The sequence below is a fragment of the Aquimarina sediminis genome, assembly GCF_002895435.1.
GTDB classification, from domain to species: domain Bacteria; phylum Bacteroidota; class Bacteroidia; order Flavobacteriales; family Flavobacteriaceae; genus Aquimarina; species Aquimarina sediminis.
This window is the reverse complement of sequence record NZ_POYJ01000003.1, coordinates 395769-415795: the sequence shown is the minus strand read 5'-3', so window position 1 is coordinate 415795 and position 20027 is coordinate 395769. Positions and strand designations below refer to the sequence as shown.

The following is a 20027-nucleotide window of genomic DNA, read 5'->3' as shown; positions in this document are numbered from 1 at the left end:
ACATATGCACTAAAAATACAACTCCAAATTGAGAGCTAATTTTACATAAAAGCATCCTTTTATTACATAAAAAAAAGGGTATTCCAAAAATACTTTCCTGGGATTCAAATTTAAAGCTAAAGACCTTAGAGGTAGTTTATCGAATATATCCGAACAACATAATCCTTTGCTACAAGTCATTCATTTATCTTCATAGAAAAAGAGACTGCCTAAAAAGTAAGCTCAGGTTGACAGTTTAATTCTGAACTTACTTTTTAGACAGCCTCGTCTATTTTTATACTAAGCCAATAAGAATAGTATTTTAAATACTATCAGTGACCTTTTTTAAACATTATCAGAAACCAGAGATAAATGCAGTTCTCTTTTTTCTTTTTCCTGGGCATCTATTACTGCCACTGCTGCCATATTTATTATCTCTTCTACACTTGCTCCCAATTGTAGGATATGAACGGGCTTATTCATCCCCATCATAATAGGCCCTATAGATTCTGCATTATTAATTTCGCTTAGCAACTTATAATTACTATTAGCAGCATCCAAGTTCGGGAATACCAATGTATTTACTTTTTGTCCATTGAGTTTAGAAAAAGGGAATTTATCTTTTCTCTTCTTTCTATTTAATGCAAAATTCATTTGTAAGCCACCATCTACAACTAGATTAGGATAATACCTATGTAAATATTCGACAGCATCTTGCACTTTTGAAGCACATGGATGTTTTGAGGATCCAAAATTAGCATATGATACCATTGCCATTACTGGTTTAACACCAAACATCTCTACTGTTTTGGCAGTCATTTGTGCTATTTTTGCCAACTCTTTTGAAGTAGGATCAATATTAATAGAAGTATCACTTATAAACAATGGTCCTTTATCGGTCATCATCACATTCATAGTAGCAATACGAGCAGATCCTTTTGCCAACCCTATAAGATCCATCATTGGTTTAACAACGGTAGGATAACTTCTGGAGTATCCTGAAAGTAATGCATCTGCATCACCTTCATTAACCATCATAGCTGCAAAATAGTTACGCTCACGCATTAGTTTTTCTGCATCATAAAGTGTAATTCCCTTACGCTTATGAGTTTGCCAATATTGTTTGGCATATCTATTTTTACGATCGCATTCTTCATCTGCTTTGGGATCTATAATATCAATTCCTTCAGAATCAAAATCAATCTCTTTCATCAATTCTAGGATAATATCTTTACGTCCTAATAAAACAGGAAAGGCAATTCCTTCTTCTTTTACTGTCTGAGCGGCTTTTAATACATCCAGATGATCAGCTTCAGCAAAAACAACTCGTTTTGGATTGGTTTTTGCTCTGTCCAATAGCAGTCTTACCAGCTTATTATCATTACCCATTCGATCCAAGAGCTCATCCTCATATTTTTGCCAATCGGTAATTGGTGCCGTTGCCACTCCGCTTTCTATTGCAGCTTTTGCCACTGCAGGAGGTACTTTGGCTATTAGTCTAGGATCAAAAGGCTTAGGGATTATATATTCTCTACCAAAATTAAGACGAGTTTCTCCATAGGCAATATTTACTTGCTCAGGAACTGGTTCTTTTGCTAATTCTGCTAGGGCAATTACGGCAGCCATTTTCATTTCTTCATTAATTGCCGTAGCTCGCACGTCAAGTGCTCCTCTAAAAATAAAAGGAAAACCTAACACATTGTTTACCTGGTTAGGATGATCACTTCTTCCTGTAGCCATAATTACATCTTTACGAGCTTTTATAGCGAGGTCGTATTTTATTTCAGGATCGGGATTAGCCATTGCAAAAACAATCGGGTTGTCTGCCATAGAAATCAACATATCCGGAGTAACCAGATTAGCCATTGATAAACCAATAAATACATCGGCATCTATCATAGCATCTTCTAAATTATTTAGATCTCGGTCTGTTGCAAATTCTGCTTTTTCGGGAGTAAGATTATCGCGATCCTTACGAATCACGCCTTTACTATCGGTCATTACAATATTTTCTGATCGTGCTCCAAAAGCTTTATACAATCTGGTACAGGATACAGCAGCCGCTCCTGCTCCACTAACTACAATTTTAACTTCTTCCAGTTTTTTTCCCGCAATTTCTACTGCATTTAATAAAGCCGCAGCAGAGATTATTGCCGTACCATGCTGATCATCGTGCATTACCGGGATATCCAGCTCTTCTTTTAAGCGCCTTTCGATTTCAAAGGCTTCGGGAGCTTTGATATCTTCGAGGTTTATCCCTCCAAAAGTTGGAGCGATATTCTTAACGGTTTCGATAAAAGCATCGATATCTTTGGTATCAACCTCGATATCAAATACATCAATATCAGCAAAAATCTTAAACAGGAGTCCTTTACCTTCCATTACTGGTTTTGAGGCTTCGGGTCCAATATCCCCTAATCCCAAAACGGCAGTACCGTTTGATATTACAGCAACCAGATTTCCTTTTGCTGTATATTTATAAACATCTGCTTTTTCCTTCTCTATTTCTAGGCAAGGTTCGGCAACGCCAGGAGAATATGCTAACGATAAGTCTCTTTGGGTCGCGTATTTTTTTGTAGGAACGACTTTGATTTTTCCAGGAGTAGGCTTTGCGTGGTATACCAAAGCTTCTCTTCTTTTACTTTCGATACTCATACTCTATAAAGATAAATTTGTGAATGCAAAATATATATTTAACACGTACAAAGGTACAAGTCTGGTTGACATGCAAAAATTAATGTTAAGGAATCTTTTGAAAAAGTGGAATTGAACAAACTAGATCCATATTTTTACTAGTAATACTACTTTGTTTATGAATCATTTATTACTTATTCAAAAACACTTCATCTGGGTGAATTAACTCATTTAACTTATCTTTTAGCTTTTGCGACAAATAACTCATTCCTAACTTATAAGACGCATTCATCCAGCCAAAACCTCCATCGGGAACATATTTAAAATCAGACCCAACATTACCATATTCTACGTCTATTTTATAGGTGCCTCGGACAACATCAAATTTTTCGGGGATTACGCCATTATAATCTATTGCATTTATAGTTATCATCCATAGCCATCGATATACAAGTTCGTCTGCCAAATCTTTATACCCATAATTGAGTAATCCTCTCCAGATCATCATTTGATGTGGCGCCCACCCAAAAGGATAATCCCATTGTCGTTTTGGTGCATCCTTGGGCACATGATTAAGAGAAGATTCAGAGCTTGCTGCTATACCAAACTTACATTTTAGTTTAGGCAATAAGTAATTTATAAGTTTTTTTGCCTGATCTGTGGTACACAAATTAGCCCACAAAGGATAAAACCCTGTCGCGGATTCAAAATTAGTCCTATTTCTAGCCTTAAGGTCGTAATCAAAGTAGCTTCCTTTTTCTGTGTCCCATAAATATTGATTTATGGATTGCAATCTATCAAATGCTTTATTATTCCAATATTTAGAAGTTAGTTTCCTTCCTTCATAGGTAAAATCATCTCCAAAATATTCTTTAATTATATATGACAAGTCTTTTTCGTACTTATACAATAATGTATTAAGGTCTACTGTGGTAAGGTCTGCACATATTCCTTCTAACCGGTAGGTGGTATCATGACCGCTTTCTCTTACACTACGATCATGTAGAAAGTACTCATCTAATGCTTTATTTTCTATTTCTCGCTGAAGGTATTTTTGCTCAAACTCTCTTACAGATTGAGAGTCGTCTTTTTTATGTTTTTTTAAAACATAATCATAATGTCCTTCTTCTGCCTCGGGTGTTATCCCAATACCTTCTGCATAAAACCTGTTTAATCCATTTGATGCTAATCTTTTTTGAGGTTGCATCCAAACGGTTTCATACTCATAAATAGCTGATTTTGTACATTCTTCTAGCCAGTATACTGATGTTTGATCTTTATATTTCTTATAATACTCTATAACCATAGAAGTATAAAAGGGAGGTTGCGTTCTGGTTAAGTAGTAACTTCTGTTTGCATTTAGAATTTTGCCATAATTTTGGATTTGATATGTAAAATTGTCTATCATTCCTCTGGCTAATTCTTTCTTATCATCTAGCAAAAGACCTATATTGATAAAATAACTATCCCACCCATACATTTCATTAAACCTTCCTCCAGGAACCAAAAAAGGGATGGCTCTTTTTTTGTTGTTTTCATGAGTTAATCCCAATCCCAGAATCCCAGGTTTATCATTAATTGACCTTACATATTCTGGTGTTATTTCCTTTGGAAGAATCTCTAGTGTTATCCCCTCCATCCCTTCGGTTATTTCTTTGTAATACCTAAAAGCTTCACTGTCTCCATAAGGAATATACAATCGTTTTTCTTCTGTATTAAATTTTTCATCAGATAGAATTTTATCAATGCCTTTTTGATCTAATCTTCTGGTTAATCTATCCCAATAAAACTCTTTAATCATCTTAGAAATCCTAGTACCAGGTTGTTCTGTAACATCAGCTATTGATATTTCTACAACCCCATTAGAGTCCTCTTTTGCCAGTTTTAATTCCTGAAGCAAATTGGATAGGTAGTAAGTACCTTCGATAGTATAAATTTCGCTATTAACTGTAAGTATTTTAAATTTTTTTGGTCCTCGGTCTTCTATGGTAATTTTCTTATCCTGGTCTGTGTCTTCTTGTGTAAGGAGCTCTTTTAAAACAGATTCTTTATGTACCTTAACTTGCATATTCTTTTGTGATTCTCTTTAATATCCATAGTGATATTGATAACAATATCATTGGTATTAATGTGTAGTAAAAAGCTTTCTGTGCTCCCATATTTTTAAACAACCATCCTATTATTGTAGAGCCAATCGTGCCTCCTAGTGCTGAAAAAATAACAATCAAACCTGTCATAGGGCTATGCATTTTTTTGGGCAATGCACTTAGAACTGTAGAGTTGAGCAAAGGATATATTGGAGCGATAAAAAGACCTATAATAGGAAACCCATACCCTAATAAAGGGATATCTGATATCGTTTCTATAACATCAGTCTCTACATCTATCGTTTTTGGCAGAATAAAAATCACCATTAACATAGCAATAGCTATACAAGTGATTAAAATATAAAACCATGAAAAATATTTAGATAATATCCCTGCTCCAATTCTTCCTACTGCCAGAGATAATGCAAAAATACTCGACATCATAATACTCACATTAGGAGGAAGCTCCAATACCCTCTTATAAAAAGTAGGTAACCATGTCATTATTCCTTGCTCTATCATAACAAACAAAAATGTACTACATATAAATACAATAACAGACATTTTTGCGCAAAGCATGATCATTTGCCTAACATCATCTTTTAAATCTGCCCCCGGCACTTCTTTACCTTCATCAAAATCTGTGAAGTAAAGAAACAGAAAAGAAATAAGGGCTAATCCAGAAAGCAACCAATAGACATGTAACCATGCATTGGGATCACCATCTCTATTAAAGGCAGGAAATATAAAGTACGCTAGTGCTATTCCGATCATAAATACTCCTTCTATGGTGCTCATCAAACTATTATGTTCTTCTGATGTATTTGTGACTAATCCAATAACCGAATACACAGATACTTTGATTAGAGCAAAAGAAGCTCCGATTGCAGCAAATAAAAATTTAGCCGTCCAAAAAGAGTTTCCGTAGTACATTACTAAACATGCTGTCATAGAAATTAGCAACCCGGTTAGTATTGCTTTTTTGTATCCTATTCTTGGAAGAAAAGATGCTATCAGAAATGACACAAATGCAATTGGCAAATCTTTAAACCACTCTAATGCACTTGCCTGTACTTCATCAACATTATAATTCTCAAGAGATTTTAAGATTACTATACCTACACTATTAAGTAAGATTGCAAAAATGAAATAGTTAAGAAACAGGGATATTTTTATAGATGCATTTTTCATTAAAAACGGTCATAGTTAATTACAAATTAATTCAAAAACTGCCCGAACACTACGAGCAGTTTTTGAGCTCTATTTAAACAAACAATTAAAAATCTAATGCTACCGATAGTCTAAAGGCTCTTCCTAAAATTGGTCTGGCCAAAAAGACATCATCATTTGCATTAGTTGTTCCTCTTGGATTTCCTTCGGTCAATCCTATTTCGTTAAATAGGTTAGAACCATCTAATCCAAATCGCAGATTATTTACTTTGTAGTATGCTCCTGCATTAAAAACATTAAAGGCTGGAAGTTCTGTGGTATTGGCTTCGTCCTGATACTTCTTCCCAAAATGAGATAACTGCGTATATAGTCCTAAGTCCTTAATAATTTCTATCTGTGGTCTTATGGTAAAAAATATCTTCGGAATTCTTCTTGCACTATTACCATCAAAATCAAAGGTACTCCCATCGGCATTTGTTCCTGTAAACCCATCATATTCGGGTTTTTGAACTGTAATATTAGTTTCAATCGAAAAAGCTCCATATTTTGCATTCGCTTCAAGCTCTATACCTACGTTATTTACATCGGCAAATTTATTTTCTGAAGTACCATCTGCCAAAATATCAGCAAAAGCAATGTTATCCATACTCATATAAAAGAGGTTAGCAAAAATACCGATATTTGATGTAGAGTATTTAAATCCTAATTCTGATTGATCCACTTCTGTAATTTCTAAAGTACTTAGGTTTGATGCATTGTCATAATAGGCTTCTTCTATCGGAGACCTAAACCCATGGCTATATCTCCCATACATTGCGGTTTTATCATTAAACTTATAATTTAACGCTGCGGTATAGGATAGTTCTTCTACATCATAAGTCCAATATGTATAAGGGTTACCATCTACAACGGTCAGAGCATCATCTGCTGTATTATTATCTAATAAGCCTAAATCTGTCGAAAAGAATCTGGCATTATCACGATACCCAGAATACGCATTATCATCATATCTTAATCCAAAATTAGCTGTCAGGTTTTCAGAAAAACTAACTTCTGTATCTACATAGAGCGCATTTAACCTTCCTTTGGTTTGTGCATCTCTCTCTAACCATGTAATTCTCTCTACTCCATTATATGTTCTTGATACACCTGTACTGGTATCTACAAGATTTACTAATCTAGGATTATCTGATACATCGACAAGATAATTACTCCAGTTCCAATATTGGTTTGATTTCCAGTTAGAATAATAGTGTCCCAGAGTAACATCTATATTTTTAAAATCAAATGAAAAAGCAAGATTGTTTGCAAAATTAGACATGTCTTTATCGATAGACCAGTGATCTGCCCTCATGACTAACGTATTTGGATTTAATATTTCTCCATTATCTACATAGGTATATTCTGCATTTGCGGCATCTGTCAAAGGAAACTGTGTTGTTCCTGTAGCAAAATCAGCTTGGGTATTAGGACCTCCAGTACTAAAAATGGCATTATAATTTAAATCTATAACTGTATTTCTAAATGTATTTTTTACTGAAACTACATCAGAAACATTATACTTAAATTCTCCCCCTACTGCATCTACATTGGGATTCACACCATCTTCAAGATCTCTTTCAAAAAAACCTCCTCCTATTTGGGGCACTCGCAGTCTACTAAAATTCCTTGACGTTAATGTTCCATAATTAGCGTCGAATCCCTCAAATTCTTCTGGGTTTCCACCACTATCTCCTCGTAGTGGTATTGGAAGTAGAAAGAGGTTTCTATCATTTAGTTTTTTGTAATTGATTCTGGCATACCCTTTATCGAATTTATAAGTAAGATTAAATTTCATTTGCCCTCCTTTATTAGCTTCGAATCCTGGATCTCGAATTCCTTGATCTACTCTATAGAATCCACCTATATTGAAAAACAATTTATCTTCAACCATTGCGCCTCCTATATTGAGGTCTGTTCTAAAAAGGCCATAATCTCCTACAGCCATTTTGGCTCTTCCTCTTAGTTCATTCTGACCTGTTTTGGATATAAAATTTATGATTCCTCCTGGGGCATTAGTGGCAAAAACAGATGCAGATCCTCCTCTGATAGCTTCCATTCTTTTTACTGTTTCATCTAATCGATACCAGTTATCTGCATTTCCAAATTGTAAGGCTCCATCTTCAAAAACAGGTAAACCATCTTCTTGAATCTGAACAAATTCATATGCTCCTGCAGAAGGGATTCCTCTGGCAAAAAGGTTATTACCTACTTCACCTCCTGAAGCCTCAACAACAAATCCCGGTACAGACTGTAATAAATCTGCTGTGCTTTGTGGTGCTTTTTGCTCCATTTCTTTTACACCCATTGTGGTTATGGCTACACTAGACTCTAATTTACTTCTGGGATTAGAAGCTCCTGTGACTACAATTTCATCTAATGAAAGTAAATCCTCTTGTAAGACTACATCTTTTACTATGTTTTCAGACATAGTAACTTCTTCTCTTACTGTTTTAAACCCAACTGTAGAAATTATCAAAATATAAGTCGCATTAGTTTCCAGATTATTAATTACATACTTCCCATCAAAATCTGAAGTTGCTCCTTTATTGGTTCCTTCAAGTAAAATATTAACTCCAATTACTGGTACTCCTCTACTATCTTTTATTGTCCCTGATACACTTTTACTTCCCTGAGCAATAGAATCCCCTATTCCAAATATCAAGAGAAGAATTATACATAGTTTTGTTCTCATAATTATATTAATTTAGTTCTTCGCAATTTCACAAAACCTTATTGATAATTTAATTTTTCTTTGTGTCTCAAGGGTCTCGAAATCGTTTTCGACAATATCGAAAACGATTTCGAAAGGATTATCCATTTTGGCTCAAAACCACTTTTATTTGCGATTTTCATTATTTTTCTAACCTTAAAATACAAATATGACTACAAAAACATAAAAAAAATGCCAACTATCAAATTATTAATCTTTTGACTTAAATCGTATATTTAATATATATAACATACTCATGAAAGTTACTACTCTGAAAGATATCGCTATTGAATTAGGAATCTCTGTTGCTACGGTATCTAAAGCTTTAAAAGATTATCCCGATGTTAATAAGGCTACAAAAGAAAAAATTATTCAGACTGCCCGAAAACTAAATTACTCCCCTAACCAATTGGCCGTTAACCTAAGAACCAAGCAAACAAAAACGATTGGAGTAATAATTCCTACTACCGTACATCATTTTTTCTCTAAGGTGATTGATGGAATCATTGAAGAAGCTGAAAAAAAGGGGTATCTGGTTATCATTCTACAATCCAGTGAAAAGTTAATGCTTGAAAAGCTACAGGTAAATCTGTTAATTGACAAACGGGTAGATGGTATACTCATGTCGTTATCTAATAAGACAAATGAGTTTGTTCATTTAAAAAAAGTATTGAGCAGAAATATTCCTTTGGTTCTTTTTGACAAAATCGAACCATCGATACAATGTTCAAAAGTACGTATTGATGATGAGAAAGCTGCTTATGACGCTGTTTCTTACCTTATATCAAAGGGATACAAGAAGATTTCTCATTTTAGAGGGGATCTTAATCCCAAAATATCCAACGATCGTTTTAAGGGATACAAAAAAGCTCTAGAAGATCATAGAATTGACTATGACCCATCATTGGTATATATATGTAACAATAATACAGATTTTGAAGATGGATATAACAATGCTAAAAAACTAATACAAGAAAACCCAGAGGTAGATGCTATCTTTACTATAACAGATTTGGTAGCTATTGGTGTGATTAAGTATTTTAACGAAAATAAAATTAAAATCCCTGAGGATGTTGCTGTTTTTGGTTTTAGTAATTGGTTTATGTCTTCGGTTGTTTCTCCAAGTTTAACAACAGTGCATCAGCCAGCACATCAAATGGGAGTGGTAGCTACCGAAATTTTACTTGAGGAAATCGAGCATAATAAAGACAACAAACCTAGTATTCATAAAGAAGTAATTTTACCTACCGAACTTATTTTTAGAGAATCTTCATAGGGAACTCTATTTTTCGAATAGAAAATCTATATTTCGTTTTAAACCTGAAAACTTCGTTCTCTTTACTGCTGATTTCTGAAACACTTTTGAAAATACTTCTTGAGTAATTTCTTCCCAATCTTTTTTTGACATTTCTAACAACTCTGGTTTTGGATTAAAAAGAGGCTCACGATGTGGTTTAGAAAATCGATTCCAAGGGCATACATCTTGGCATACATCGCAACCGAACATCCAATTATCGAACTGGTCTTTATAGCTATTGGGAATTTCCTCTTTTAATTCTATAGTAAAATAAGAAATGCACTTACTACCATCAACCACATAAGGCTCTACAATAGCCTGGGTAGGGCAAGCATCAATACAAGCTGTACACGTACCGCAATGATCTGTAACAGGAGTATCATAATCAAGCTCAAGGTCTATTATTAGCTCGGCTATAAAATAAAAAGAGCCTACTTTTTGGGTTAGTAAATTACTATTCTTACCAATCCATCCCAATCCACTTTTTGCGGCCCACGCTTTATCTAACACAGGTGCCGAATCTACAAAGGCACGCCCCTGAACTTCGCCAATCTCTTCTTGAATAAATTGTAATAGCTGTTTTAATTTATCTTTTATTACAAAATGATAATCTGTACCATAAGCATATTTAGAGATTTTTGGAGCTTCTGGATCTTTTTGTGCATCTGAAGGAAAATAATTGAGAAGTAATGATACTACGCTTTTTGAATCATCAACCAGTTTGGTAGGATCGAGTCGTTTATCAAAATGATTCTCCATATATCCCATCTGCCCATTCATATTCTGATTAAGCCATTTTTCTAAACGGGGTGCTTCTTGTTCAAGAAATTCTGCTTTAGAAACACCACAGGATAAAAAACCCAAGCGTTTTGCTTCAGATTTAATACGTTCGGTATATTGGGTTTTAGAATTCAATTATATTTCTTCTTTAGCACCAACTTCCTCCTCTGGAAATTTATTCATTATCTGAATCCCTTTTTGTATTACTAATGAGGTTGGCAATGTTATATTCTCACCCATATCGGTTACCATAAAAAGATAAAAACCAGTAATATCTTTGACTTCTCCAGTCCAGTCAAAATCTTTATCTAGCACTCGTATTCGGTCTCCTATTCTTACTGGGTGACTAAAAAACAAAATGATGCTGGCCGTGAGATTAGATAAAATCGACCACTGTGCAAAAAAGGCGATCCCAATGACTGCCAAGACCGAAGAAATAAAGACACTAAACTCTTCAAATTTCACTCCCCAAATAATAACCAAAGATGTTCCTGCGATAAGATAATGAAACAGATATGACAAGTTTCGTATTAGCTTCCTTCGATTTGGGTTTATAGATCTAAGTATTGCAAATTTTTTGATTACCTGCTTCGTAATTAGTAAAATAAAAATTAATAACACTAATACTATAACCGTTAGTAAAATTTCATCTTTGTAGACAACCATGATTTAGTTCATTAAATATAACTCCTTTTGCTTCTGTAAAAATACCAAATACGCAAGGATTAGAATATATAGTAGATAAATATTGTAGGAAAGATTAGATAGGAAATAATATTTCTTGTAGATTATAAAATATATAACACCTTTTTAAAGAGTTTAGGAACCTGAAATATGAGTTTTATCTTGGAGTAAATTTAACCACAGCATTTTCAGGCTTAAGGGTAATCAAAGGTTTTATTTCGATGTTATCTATTTTGGTACTGATTTTATACTTGTTTACCAATGCACTTACTGCCAAAATCATTTCGTACATAGCAAAATTATTACCTATACACATTCTTGGTCCGGCACCAAAAGGAAAATACCAATCAGAATATTTCTTTTTATCAATACCAGGGTCAAATCGATCAGGATTAAATACTGTTGGGTCACTCCAAAAATCCTTATGTCTGTGGATTTCAAAAAAAGAGATTAGTATCGTTGCTCCTTTTTGCAAATTAAGTCCGTTATAATCATCTTCTTCAATAGCTACCCGATCAGAAAAATATGCTGGTGGATACAATCGCATAGTCTCTTCAATACACTGCTTAGTATATTGATATTTTGCTATCTGTTCTAATGGTTTTATATCATTTGATGTTTCTGAAACCTCTTGAAACAATTTTTCCTGAATCTGGGGATGACGTGCTAATAATAAAATTGTAAAAGCCAACGCATTTGAAGTTGTCTCATGACCTGCGACAAAAAGAATCAAAATCTCATCAATTAATTGTTCATTATCCATTGCACTGCCATCTTCATACCTTGCCTCTAATAGCATATCCAAAAGATCATTGTAAACCTTATCCGATGTCTTTCTCTGTTCTATAATGTCATTAAGAATATCCCGTGCCTCTTCTGTTAGTTTTAAAGTGTTTTTAATTTTCCCACTAAGATGAAACCACCATCGTTTATACGGCTGTCGAATTTCTTTAATCAAAGACTTCTGAGCGGCTTCTGTAATATATTGTAAACGGGAAATAGTATTTTGAGTATCTGTATAGCTAAATAACGATTTTGCGACTACTTTAAATGCCAAATCACTCATTAGAGGATAAATATCAATTGTAGTATCTGGCTTTATTTTAAGCAACTCTTCTCTAATCACCTCTTTAATGGTCTCTATGAGTAATTCTAGCTTTTTTTTATGAAACGCTGGTTGAATTAAACGTCTTTGTTTTAGCCATTTCTCACCACTAGAGGTTAATAAACCTTCTCCGATATATTTAGCCAGTTCTTTGGTTTGTAATTCTGACTTAGTATATTTTCTATGTTGTTTTTGCAACATATGCTTGGCAAAAAAGGCATCTCGAGTAAAAATAACCGTTGCCTTCCCTAATCCTAGTTTTACCTTAAAAACATCTCCAAATTTTTCAAAATTCTCATGATGAAAAGGAAGAGGGTTCTTAAGAATTCGATTTGCATTTTTAAGCACTTTAAAAAAAGTAACTGTAGCAATTGTAGTATCTGGCATAAAAAAGTTTTATAATTCCTCTAGGCAGGAACATCTTAAAAGACACTTGGTCGTAAGGTAAAAATATGTATAAGTTTTTCGAAAAAAAACAAAAATAAAAGAATAATAAACACCTTATAACCTAATGATTTTTAGCATTATATAGTATTTTTAAAAACTTTATAGTATTTTGAATACCGTAAATGCAAAAAATTTAAACCCCAAAATTCATGAAATTGCACAATACACCTATTAATAAAGAGTGGTTTCTTTATATCATTACTATAATTTTTTCTGGTCTCCTTATCGACACATATTCAGAATATAAGATAGGAGGAACAAGTATTTTTGTAATCAAAGACCTAGTAATCATCATTATAAGCATTATTCTTGTAACACTGTTTTTAAAAAAACAGATTAGCGGAGTTCTTACTTTTACTGTTATAGTATATTCAATTTTATTAAGTTTTGGAATTTCATTGCCTTTAAAAATAGGAACTGAAGGGTTTGTATTTGAAGCTTTCTTTCTAAAAGCAGAATTGATTTTAATCCTACTTTCTTTTGCTACTGGGATCCTGATAACGCCAATTCATATTATTATAACTATTGTATACAATACTATTTTCATCTTAGCCTGTTTTTTCTATACCAAAGGAGTATATCCTATAGAAAAAATTATCTTTTATTTCATAATTGCTACAGGAGGAGGATTAATTGGCTATCTAATTCAATTAAAGTTTATAAAATTAACCAAAACAATTAAAAAGGTAAATACCGAAGTAAAACGTAAAAACATTGAGCTATACAAAATCAATAATGCAAAAGATCATCTCTTTAAAATTATTGGTCATGATCTTAAAACTCCTTTTGCCCAATTAACTATGCTTATTGATTTGATGGAAACCACAGCAGATCCTGAAGAAAAAGAAGAAATAAAAATGAACATGAAAGAATCGGCAAAAATGGGGCAAGAATTATTAGAAAGCTTACTAAATTGGGCAAAAGCGCAATCCCTAAATACCGCTATCGAAAAAGAAGAAATTGAGTTAAATCAAATAGTAAACAAGGCACTGTCTTTTTTATCAACAAATAGTAGGTCAAAAAAAATAAATATAACAAACAATGTTCCTACCAATCTTTGGATAGAGGCAGATTATCAAATGACGGAAACAGTCTTAAGAAATGTCATTTCTAATGCAATCAAGTTCTCTGAAAAAGAGTCTCCTATTACGATTAACTCAACAGTAAAAAATAACGAAGTTAAAATTTCTATTATTGACCAAGGTAAAGGGATAAAGGACCAAACCCTCAAAGCTATAATGAATGATGATAAAATTACTCCTACCCCAGGTACCTTGATGGAGTCTGGCACCGGATTTGGGTTAAGTATTTGCAGAAGATTATTAGAAAAACAGAACGGTAGATTAGAAATCGACAGTATTCTTAACGAAGGAACAACTGTGAATTTGTATTTACCGCTTAAAGGATAGCCCTATAAAAATTGATTCATTACATATCTTTTCACTAATCATTTTCCTTAGATCATTCCTTAACTATCTTTTATTACCGCTAGTCCCCATGTAGTATGCGAATTATCAATTTTAGAATAATCCTCCTTGAATTCCTCCTTTTATTCTTCCTAAATGCTTATATGCCGCTTCTGTTACTTCTCTTCCTCTAGGTGTACGCATAATAAATCCTTGTTGAATCAAAAAAGGTTCGTATACTTCTTCTATAGTTTCTGGGCTTTCACTAACTGCGGTAGCTATGGTAGTTAATCCTACTGGACCTCCTTTGAATTTGTCTATCATCGTCAACAAGATCTTATTATCCATCTCATCCAGACCATGAGCATCTACATTAAGCGCTTTTAACGCATATTTAGAAATTTCTATATCAATCTTACCATTTCCTTTAATTTGTGCAAAATCACGTACCCTACGTAGCAGTGCGTTTGCTATTCTAGGTGTCCCTCTACTTCTTCCTGCAATTTCTATAGCTGCCTCCATAGAAATAGGTACATTAAGAATATGCGCACTACGTTGCACTATAGTAGACAATAATTCTGTTGTATAATACTGTAGTCTGGATTGTATACCAAAACGAGCTCTCATAGGCGCTGTTAATAACCCGGAACGTGTTGTTGCGCCAATCAGGGTAAATGGATTAAGATTAATTTGAACAGTACGTGCATTAGGACCACTCTCAATCATAATATCAATCTTATAATCTTCCATGGCAGAATACAGATACTCTTCTACAATTGGGCTTAATCTATGAATTTCATCAATAAACAGTACATCTCTGTCATCCAAATTTGTTAGTAAACCAGCCAAGTCACCCGGTTTATCTAATACAGGACCAGAAGTAACCTTTATACCTACCCCTAACTCATTAGACAAAATATGCGCCAATGTAGTTTTACCTAATCCTGGAGGTCCATGAAATAGTGTATGATCTAAAGCTTCTTCTCTCAGATTAGCTGCCTGAACAAAAATCTTTAAGTTTTCTAACACCTGATCTTGCCCTGCAAAATCTTCAAAGGCAAGAGGTCTTAATGCCTTCTCTATATCCAGCTCTTCATTAGAGAAGTTTTCATTTGTTGGGTTAAGGTTTTCGTTCATTCATATAGATGTTTAGACAAGAAAGTGCTTCTGTCTTATTATAGGCTTTAAACCAATAAAAGATATAAAAACAAATATAATAAAAAGAGACTCTGATCACTTTCTATCATCATTAATTCTATATACAGATAATTAGTATTTTACGATATATAAAGAAAAGAGCCTTTTCACAACTGAAAAGGCTCTTTGATATTTTTAAACCAAATGTTTACTAGTACTAGTGATGCATTTGTTCTTCTCCATCTTGAAATGGCACTGTTTGAGGCGCAAAATCCTGTCCTGCTATTACATACTCACCATTCTCATTAGTTTTACTATAGTCATAAGGCCATCTGTATACATGAGGAATTTCTCCTGGCCAGTTACCATGCAGATGTTCTACCGGTGTAGTCCACTCTAACGTATTAGATTTCCATGGATTTTGAACTGCCTTCTTTCCATAAAACATAGAAGAAATAAAGTTGTATAAAAATACTAATTGTCCTGCTGCTGCAATAAATGCAAATATGGTTATTAGTACGTTAGTATCTGTTAGATCATCAAAATATGGGAAATTAGAGTTAGTATAATAACGTCTTGGTAATCCAGCCATCCCTACAAAGTGCATAGGAAAGAATACTCCATATGCTCCTATTGCAGTTACCCAGAAGTGAATATAACCAAGGTTTTTATTCATCATTTTACCATACATTTTAGGGAACCAATGATAAACTCCAGCAAACAATCCGTACAAAGCAGAAATACCCATTACTAAGTGAAAATGCGCAACTACAAAATATGTATCATGAACATTTATATCTAGTGTACTATCTCCAAGAATAATACCGGTAAGTCCTCCTGTAATAAAAGTTGATACTAATCCTATAGAGAATAGCATTGCCGGGTTAAACTGCAAGTTACCTTTCCATAAGGTTGTTATATAATTAAATGATTTTACCGCAGAAGGTATTGCAATCAATAAGGTTGTAAATGTAAATACAGACCCTAAGAAAGGATTCATTCCCGATACAAACATATGGTGCCCCCATACAATTGTAGATAAAAATGCTATTGCCAAAATTGAAGCAACCATTGCTCGATAACCAAATATCGGTTTACGTGCATTAGTAGCTATAATCTCTGATGTAATTCCTAATGCCGGTAATAATACGATATACACCTCAGGATGCCCTAAGAACCAAAATAAATGCTCAAAAAGAACCGGAGATCCCCCTTGATTATGTAATACTTCACCTTGTATATAAATATCACTTAAGTAGAAAGAAGTACCAAAACTTCTATCCATAATTAACAACAATGCTGCTGATAGTAATACAGGGAACGAAACAATACCAATAATTGCAGTCACAAAAAATGCCCAGATTGTTAAAGGTAAACGGGTCATGGACATTCCTTTGGTTCTTAAGTTAATCACCGTTACTACATAGTTCAAAGAACCTAATAAAGATGAAGCAATAAAAATTGCCATAGAAACCAACCACAATGTCATACCTGTACCAGAACCACCAATTGCTTGCGGCAATGCACTTAAAGGAGGATAAATAGTCCATCCTGCAGATGCTGGTCCTGCTTCTGCAAACAAAGACAATACCATGATAATACTACTTAAAAAGAATAACCAGTATGATATCATATTCAAAAATCCTGATGCCATATCACGAGCACCAATTTGTAATGGAATTAATAGGTTACTAAACGTACCACTAAGTCCAGCGGTAAGAACAAAAAATACCATTATAGTACCATGAATCGTAACCAAAGCCAAGTAAATTCCTGGATCCATTACACCTTCTTTACCAAATTTACCCAATAACACTTCGTATATGGTAAATTGGTGATCAGGCCAAGCTATTTGCATTCTAAATAATAGCGACATTGCAATACCAATAATACCCATTATCAAACCAGTAACCAAGTACTGCTTAGAGATCATTTTATGATCCTGACTGAAAATATATTTGGTAATAAATGTTTCTTTATGATGATGTCCGTGATCGTCGTGAGCGTGGTCTTCTTCGTGATCGTGTACGTTTGCTATTGCTGACATATCCTTATTTCTGTTTAATATGATATATTAATTTATCTTTTTTTTAGTTGCTTGCTTGTGCTGATAATTGATCACCAAAAGTCTGTTGCTCTTTTATCCATGCTTCATAATCTTCTTCTGATTCAACTATGATCTTCATTTGCATGTTATAGTGAGATGTTCCACAAATTTTATTACACAACAAATAATAATCAAATGAATATTCTTCAAGAGCTTCATCGCCAGCAGCAACTAGTTTTTTACTTTTCTCTTTTCTAATCTTATTAATAGTAGCTACTTTCTCTACCATAAAATCACTACTTCTCATTTCTTCAGAAGTTAAAGTAGGTGTGTAAGCAAATTCTGTGATCATTCCAGGTACAACATTCATTTGAGCTCTAAAGAATGGCATATATGCCGAATGTAGAACATCTTGAGAACGCATTTTGAATATAACTTTTCTATTTACCGGTAAATGTAGTTCTGTAGTAATCTTATCATCTTTTCCATAACTATCAGAAACATCCACTCCCAACGTATTGATACCTTCAATATATCTTACATTAGCCTTACCCAAAACATTATCTTCACCAGAGTATCTTGCTCGCCAATCAAACTGGTATGCATACAATTCTATGATTAATGGATCTCCCTCTTTTTCATCAATATTCATGATATCTGTCCAAGTGAACAAACCATATATGATAAGTCCGGCAAGTACAATAACAGGAATAATTGTCCAGATAAACTCTAATTTATCATTATCTGCAAAATACAATGCTCTATTTTCTTTTTTCCCTCTGTACTTATAAGCAAAAAAGTGTAGTAATCCTTGTGTTAGTATTTGCACAATCATAATCAACACCATTGATATTAACATCAATCTGTCATAATCAACACCATGTTCTGAAGCTGATTCTGGAAGGAAATACGAGTTATATTGTACAAAACAATATATAGTTAATAAGTACAAAAATATTACAAAGCCAAGCATTAGCTTACCTTGCAAGTTATTATCCTTATCGTTTGCTACTTGAGAATTATCAGCATCTTTCAATTGTGACAATTTCAATATTTTTGACATTTGCCACAATGTGATTCCAAAAAGGGCTATAACTACTATGGTTAAGAATACAGTCATTTTTATCTATCTTCTTTTTTTACAATTCTAATTTTAATAATGGAAATGTTTACTTTCCTCTAAATATGGATTCCCCTTAGGTACTAATGGAGCTTTGGTAAGTGCTCTAAAGACAACAAACAAAAACAGTCCTAAGAACAATAACACTGCACTAATCTCACTAATGCCAATAAACCAAGATCCACCAACAGTTGCAGGCATAATCATATTATACACATCTATATAATGACCACAAAGAATAACAATTCCTGCCATCACAACAAACCAATTTACTCGTTTAAAGTCACTATTAATCAACACTAATATTGGGAAAATGAAATTCATAACTAACATCCCAAAAAATGGAAGCTTATAATCTTCTATACGTGTTATAAAGTAAGTAACCTCCTCTGGTATGTTAGAATACCAAATCAACATAAACTGAGAGAACCAAAGATATGTCCAAAAGATACTTATACCAAACATAAACTTAGCCAAATCATGTATATGGCTATTATTAACATGTTCTAAATATCCTTTAGATTTAAGATATATAGTTACCAATGCTATTGTAGTAATTCCAGAAACAAATAAACTTGCAAATACATACCATCCGAATAGTGTACTAAACCAATGCGGATCAAAACTCATGATCCAATCCCAAGATGCCATTGATTCTGTATAAATAAAGAACACTAAGAATGCTGCTGATATTTTAAAACTCTTCTTATACCATTTATTTCCTGTTGAATCTTCATCCTGTAATCTAGAATATTTTACAGCAAAATGACGATACGCCATCCATCCTCCTAAAAAGATTGCTGCTCTAATGATAAAGCCCCAGCTATTTAACCATCCTGCTTTTCCTTGAATTAACGCATCATGTGCAACCACCTCAGGATCGGCCCATACAAATAGATGATTTATATGAAATCCAGATAACCCTAAGATTACAAAAAAGATAATTCCTCCAGGAACTAAATATGCTGTTATTGCCTCCATAACTCTAAATAGTACAGGTGACCAACCTGCTTGCGACGCAAATTGAATCGCATAAAATGCTAACACCCCCAACGCAATCATAAAAAAGAAAAACGCTGCAACATATAGAGATGCCCAAGGTTTATTTTGTAATTGGTGCAATACATGCTCATAGTGTGCATCACCTCCGTGTGCGTCTTCCTCACCATGACCACTTGCTTCTACCTGCGATTCACCATGACCACCACCGTGAGCATTGTGTTCTGCCATCTTTTCTTTTACTTCCTCTATAGATCCAGGTCTATTTGCAAATCCAACAACAAGACCTACAAGACCTACAACCATAAGGATGATAGAAAATAATCTTAATCTATTTGATAGCGTATACATATCTTTATAATATCGTTATTCTTAACTTTTTT

At 33.7% G+C, this 20027-nt stretch carries 13 protein-coding genes; 2 read left to right on the top strand and 11 right to left on the bottom strand.

The features are described 5' to 3' along the window. Positions 1 to 324: 324 nt before the first annotated feature. The 4 genes from C1X07_RS10340 to C1X07_RS10325 all read right to left on the bottom strand — a co-directional run bounded on the left by C1X07_RS10340 (position 325) and on the right by C1X07_RS10325 (position 8604). Entirely contained in the window at positions 325 to 2634 is a 2310-nt protein-coding gene (locus C1X07_RS10340) for an NADP-dependent malic enzyme (RefSeq protein ID WP_103069933.1), read from the bottom strand. A 169-nt stretch (positions 2635 to 2803) separates the two neighbouring features. After that, positions 2804 to 4681, bottom strand: coding sequence for a trehalase family glycosidase (locus C1X07_RS10335; RefSeq protein ID WP_103069932.1), 1878 nt, complete (start codon positions 4679 to 4681; stop codon positions 2804 to 2806). Continuing rightward, the gene (locus C1X07_RS10330; RefSeq protein WP_103069931.1) at positions 4671 to 5891 is read right to left on the bottom strand and encodes an MFS transporter; all 1221 of its coding nucleotides are present in this window, start codon (positions 5889 to 5891) and stop codon (positions 4671 to 4673) included. The genes C1X07_RS10335 and C1X07_RS10330 overlap by 11 nt, the downstream gene beginning before the upstream one ends. A gap of 85 nt (positions 5892 to 5976) precedes the next feature. After that, a complete protein-coding gene (locus C1X07_RS10325) occupies positions 5977 to 8604 on the bottom strand; it encodes a TonB-dependent receptor (protein WP_103069930.1) in 2628 nt (875 codons plus the stop codon). Between the two features lie 274 nt (positions 8605 to 8878). Between C1X07_RS10325 and C1X07_RS10320 the strand changes: the two genes are divergently transcribed. Then, positions 8879 to 9898 (top strand): LacI family DNA-binding transcriptional regulator, encoded by a 1020-nt coding sequence (locus C1X07_RS10320; RefSeq protein WP_103069929.1) that lies wholly within the window; start codon positions 8879 to 8881, stop codon positions 9896 to 9898. A gap of 6 nt (positions 9899 to 9904) precedes the next feature. Here the strand turns inward: C1X07_RS10320 and queG are convergent, their stop codons facing one another. The 3 genes from queG to C1X07_RS10305 form a co-directional block, all read right to left on the bottom strand. After that, on the bottom strand, positions 9905 to 10834 hold the full coding sequence (gene queG / locus C1X07_RS10315; RefSeq protein WP_103069928.1) for a tRNA epoxyqueuosine(34) reductase QueG: 930 nt from the start codon (positions 10832 to 10834) through the stop codon (positions 9905 to 9907). Beyond that, the gene (locus tag C1X07_RS10310) at positions 10835 to 11365 is read right to left on the bottom strand and encodes a mechanosensitive ion channel domain-containing protein (protein WP_103069927.1); all 531 of its coding nucleotides are present in this window, start codon (positions 11363 to 11365) and stop codon (positions 10835 to 10837) included. Positions 11366 to 11540: 175 nt separating this feature from the next. Beyond that, positions 11541 to 12875 (bottom strand): cytochrome P450, encoded by a 1335-nt coding sequence (locus tag C1X07_RS10305; RefSeq protein ID WP_103069926.1) that lies wholly within the window; start codon positions 12873 to 12875, stop codon positions 11541 to 11543. A 209-nt stretch (positions 12876 to 13084) separates the two neighbouring features. Between C1X07_RS10305 and C1X07_RS10300 the strand changes: the two genes are divergently transcribed. Continuing rightward, positions 13085 to 14344 carry a sensor histidine kinase gene (locus tag C1X07_RS10300; RefSeq protein WP_103069925.1) on the top strand — a complete coding sequence of 420 codons (1260 nt, stop codon included), beginning with the start codon at positions 13085 to 13087 and terminating at the stop codon, positions 14342 to 14344. Positions 14345 to 14455: 111 nt separating this feature from the next. Here C1X07_RS10300 and ruvB read toward each other — a convergent pair whose 3' ends face one another. From ruvB to C1X07_RS10280, 4 genes are all read right to left on the bottom strand, one after another. Then, positions 14456 to 15478 (bottom strand): Holliday junction branch migration DNA helicase RuvB, encoded by a 1023-nt coding sequence (gene ruvB / locus C1X07_RS10295; RefSeq protein WP_103069924.1) that lies wholly within the window; start codon positions 15476 to 15478, stop codon positions 14456 to 14458. A 217-nt stretch (positions 15479 to 15695) separates the two neighbouring features. After that, positions 15696 to 17525 (bottom strand): cytochrome c oxidase subunit I, encoded by a 1830-nt coding sequence (locus C1X07_RS10290; RefSeq protein WP_103069923.1) that lies wholly within the window; start codon positions 17523 to 17525, stop codon positions 15696 to 15698. A 43-nt stretch (positions 17526 to 17568) separates the two neighbouring features. Continuing rightward, complete coding sequence (locus C1X07_RS10285; protein WP_103069922.1) at positions 17569 to 18645, bottom strand: cytochrome c oxidase subunit II; 1077 nt, start codon at positions 18643 to 18645, stop codon at positions 17569 to 17571. 33 nt (positions 18646 to 18678) lie between these two features. Next, the gene (locus tag C1X07_RS10280) at positions 18679 to 19995 is read right to left on the bottom strand and encodes a quinol:cytochrome C oxidoreductase (protein ID WP_103069921.1); all 1317 of its coding nucleotides are present in this window, start codon (positions 19993 to 19995) and stop codon (positions 18679 to 18681) included. Positions 19996 to 20027: the final 32 nt, after the last annotated feature.

Excerpts from the sequence above, each read along its gene's own strand:
- C1X07_RS10340 (WP_103069933.1), bottom strand. The coding sequence starts at position 2,634 with ATGAGTATCGAAAGTAAAAGAAGAGAAGCTTTGGTATACCACGCAAAG.
- C1X07_RS10335 (WP_103069932.1), bottom strand. The coding sequence starts at position 4,681 with ATGCAAGTTAAGGTACATAAAGAATCTGTTTTAAAAGAGCTCCTTACA.
- C1X07_RS10330 (WP_103069931.1), bottom strand. The coding sequence starts at position 5,891 with ATGAAAAATGCATCTATAAAAATATCCCTGTTTCTTAACTATTTCATT.
- C1X07_RS10325 (WP_103069930.1), bottom strand. The coding sequence starts at position 8,604 with ATGAGAACAAAACTATGTATAATTCTTCTCTTGATATTTGGAATAGGG.
- C1X07_RS10320 (WP_103069929.1), top strand. The coding sequence starts at position 8,879 with ATGAAAGTTACTACTCTGAAAGATATCGCTATTGAATTAGGAATCTCT.
- C1X07_RS10310 (WP_103069927.1), bottom strand. The coding sequence starts at position 11,365 with ATGGTTGTCTACAAAGATGAAATTTTACTAACGGTTATAGTATTAGTG.
- C1X07_RS10305 (WP_103069926.1), bottom strand. The coding sequence starts at position 12,875 with ATGCCAGATACTACAATTGCTACAGTTACTTTTTTTAAAGTGCTTAAA.
- C1X07_RS10300 (WP_103069925.1), top strand. The coding sequence starts at position 13,085 with ATGAAATTGCACAATACACCTATTAATAAAGAGTGGTTTCTTTATATC.
- ruvB (WP_103069924.1), bottom strand. The coding sequence starts at position 15,478 with ATGAACGAAAACCTTAACCCAACAAATGAAAACTTCTCTAATGAAGAG.
- C1X07_RS10290 (WP_103069923.1), bottom strand. The coding sequence starts at position 17,525 with ATGTCAGCAATAGCAAACGTACACGATCACGAAGAAGACCACGCTCAC.
- C1X07_RS10285 (WP_103069922.1), bottom strand. The coding sequence starts at position 18,645 with ATGACTGTATTCTTAACCATAGTAGTTATAGCCCTTTTTGGAATCACA.
- C1X07_RS10280 (WP_103069921.1), bottom strand. The coding sequence starts at position 19,995 with ATGTATACGCTATCAAATAGATTAAGATTATTTTCTATCATCCTTATG.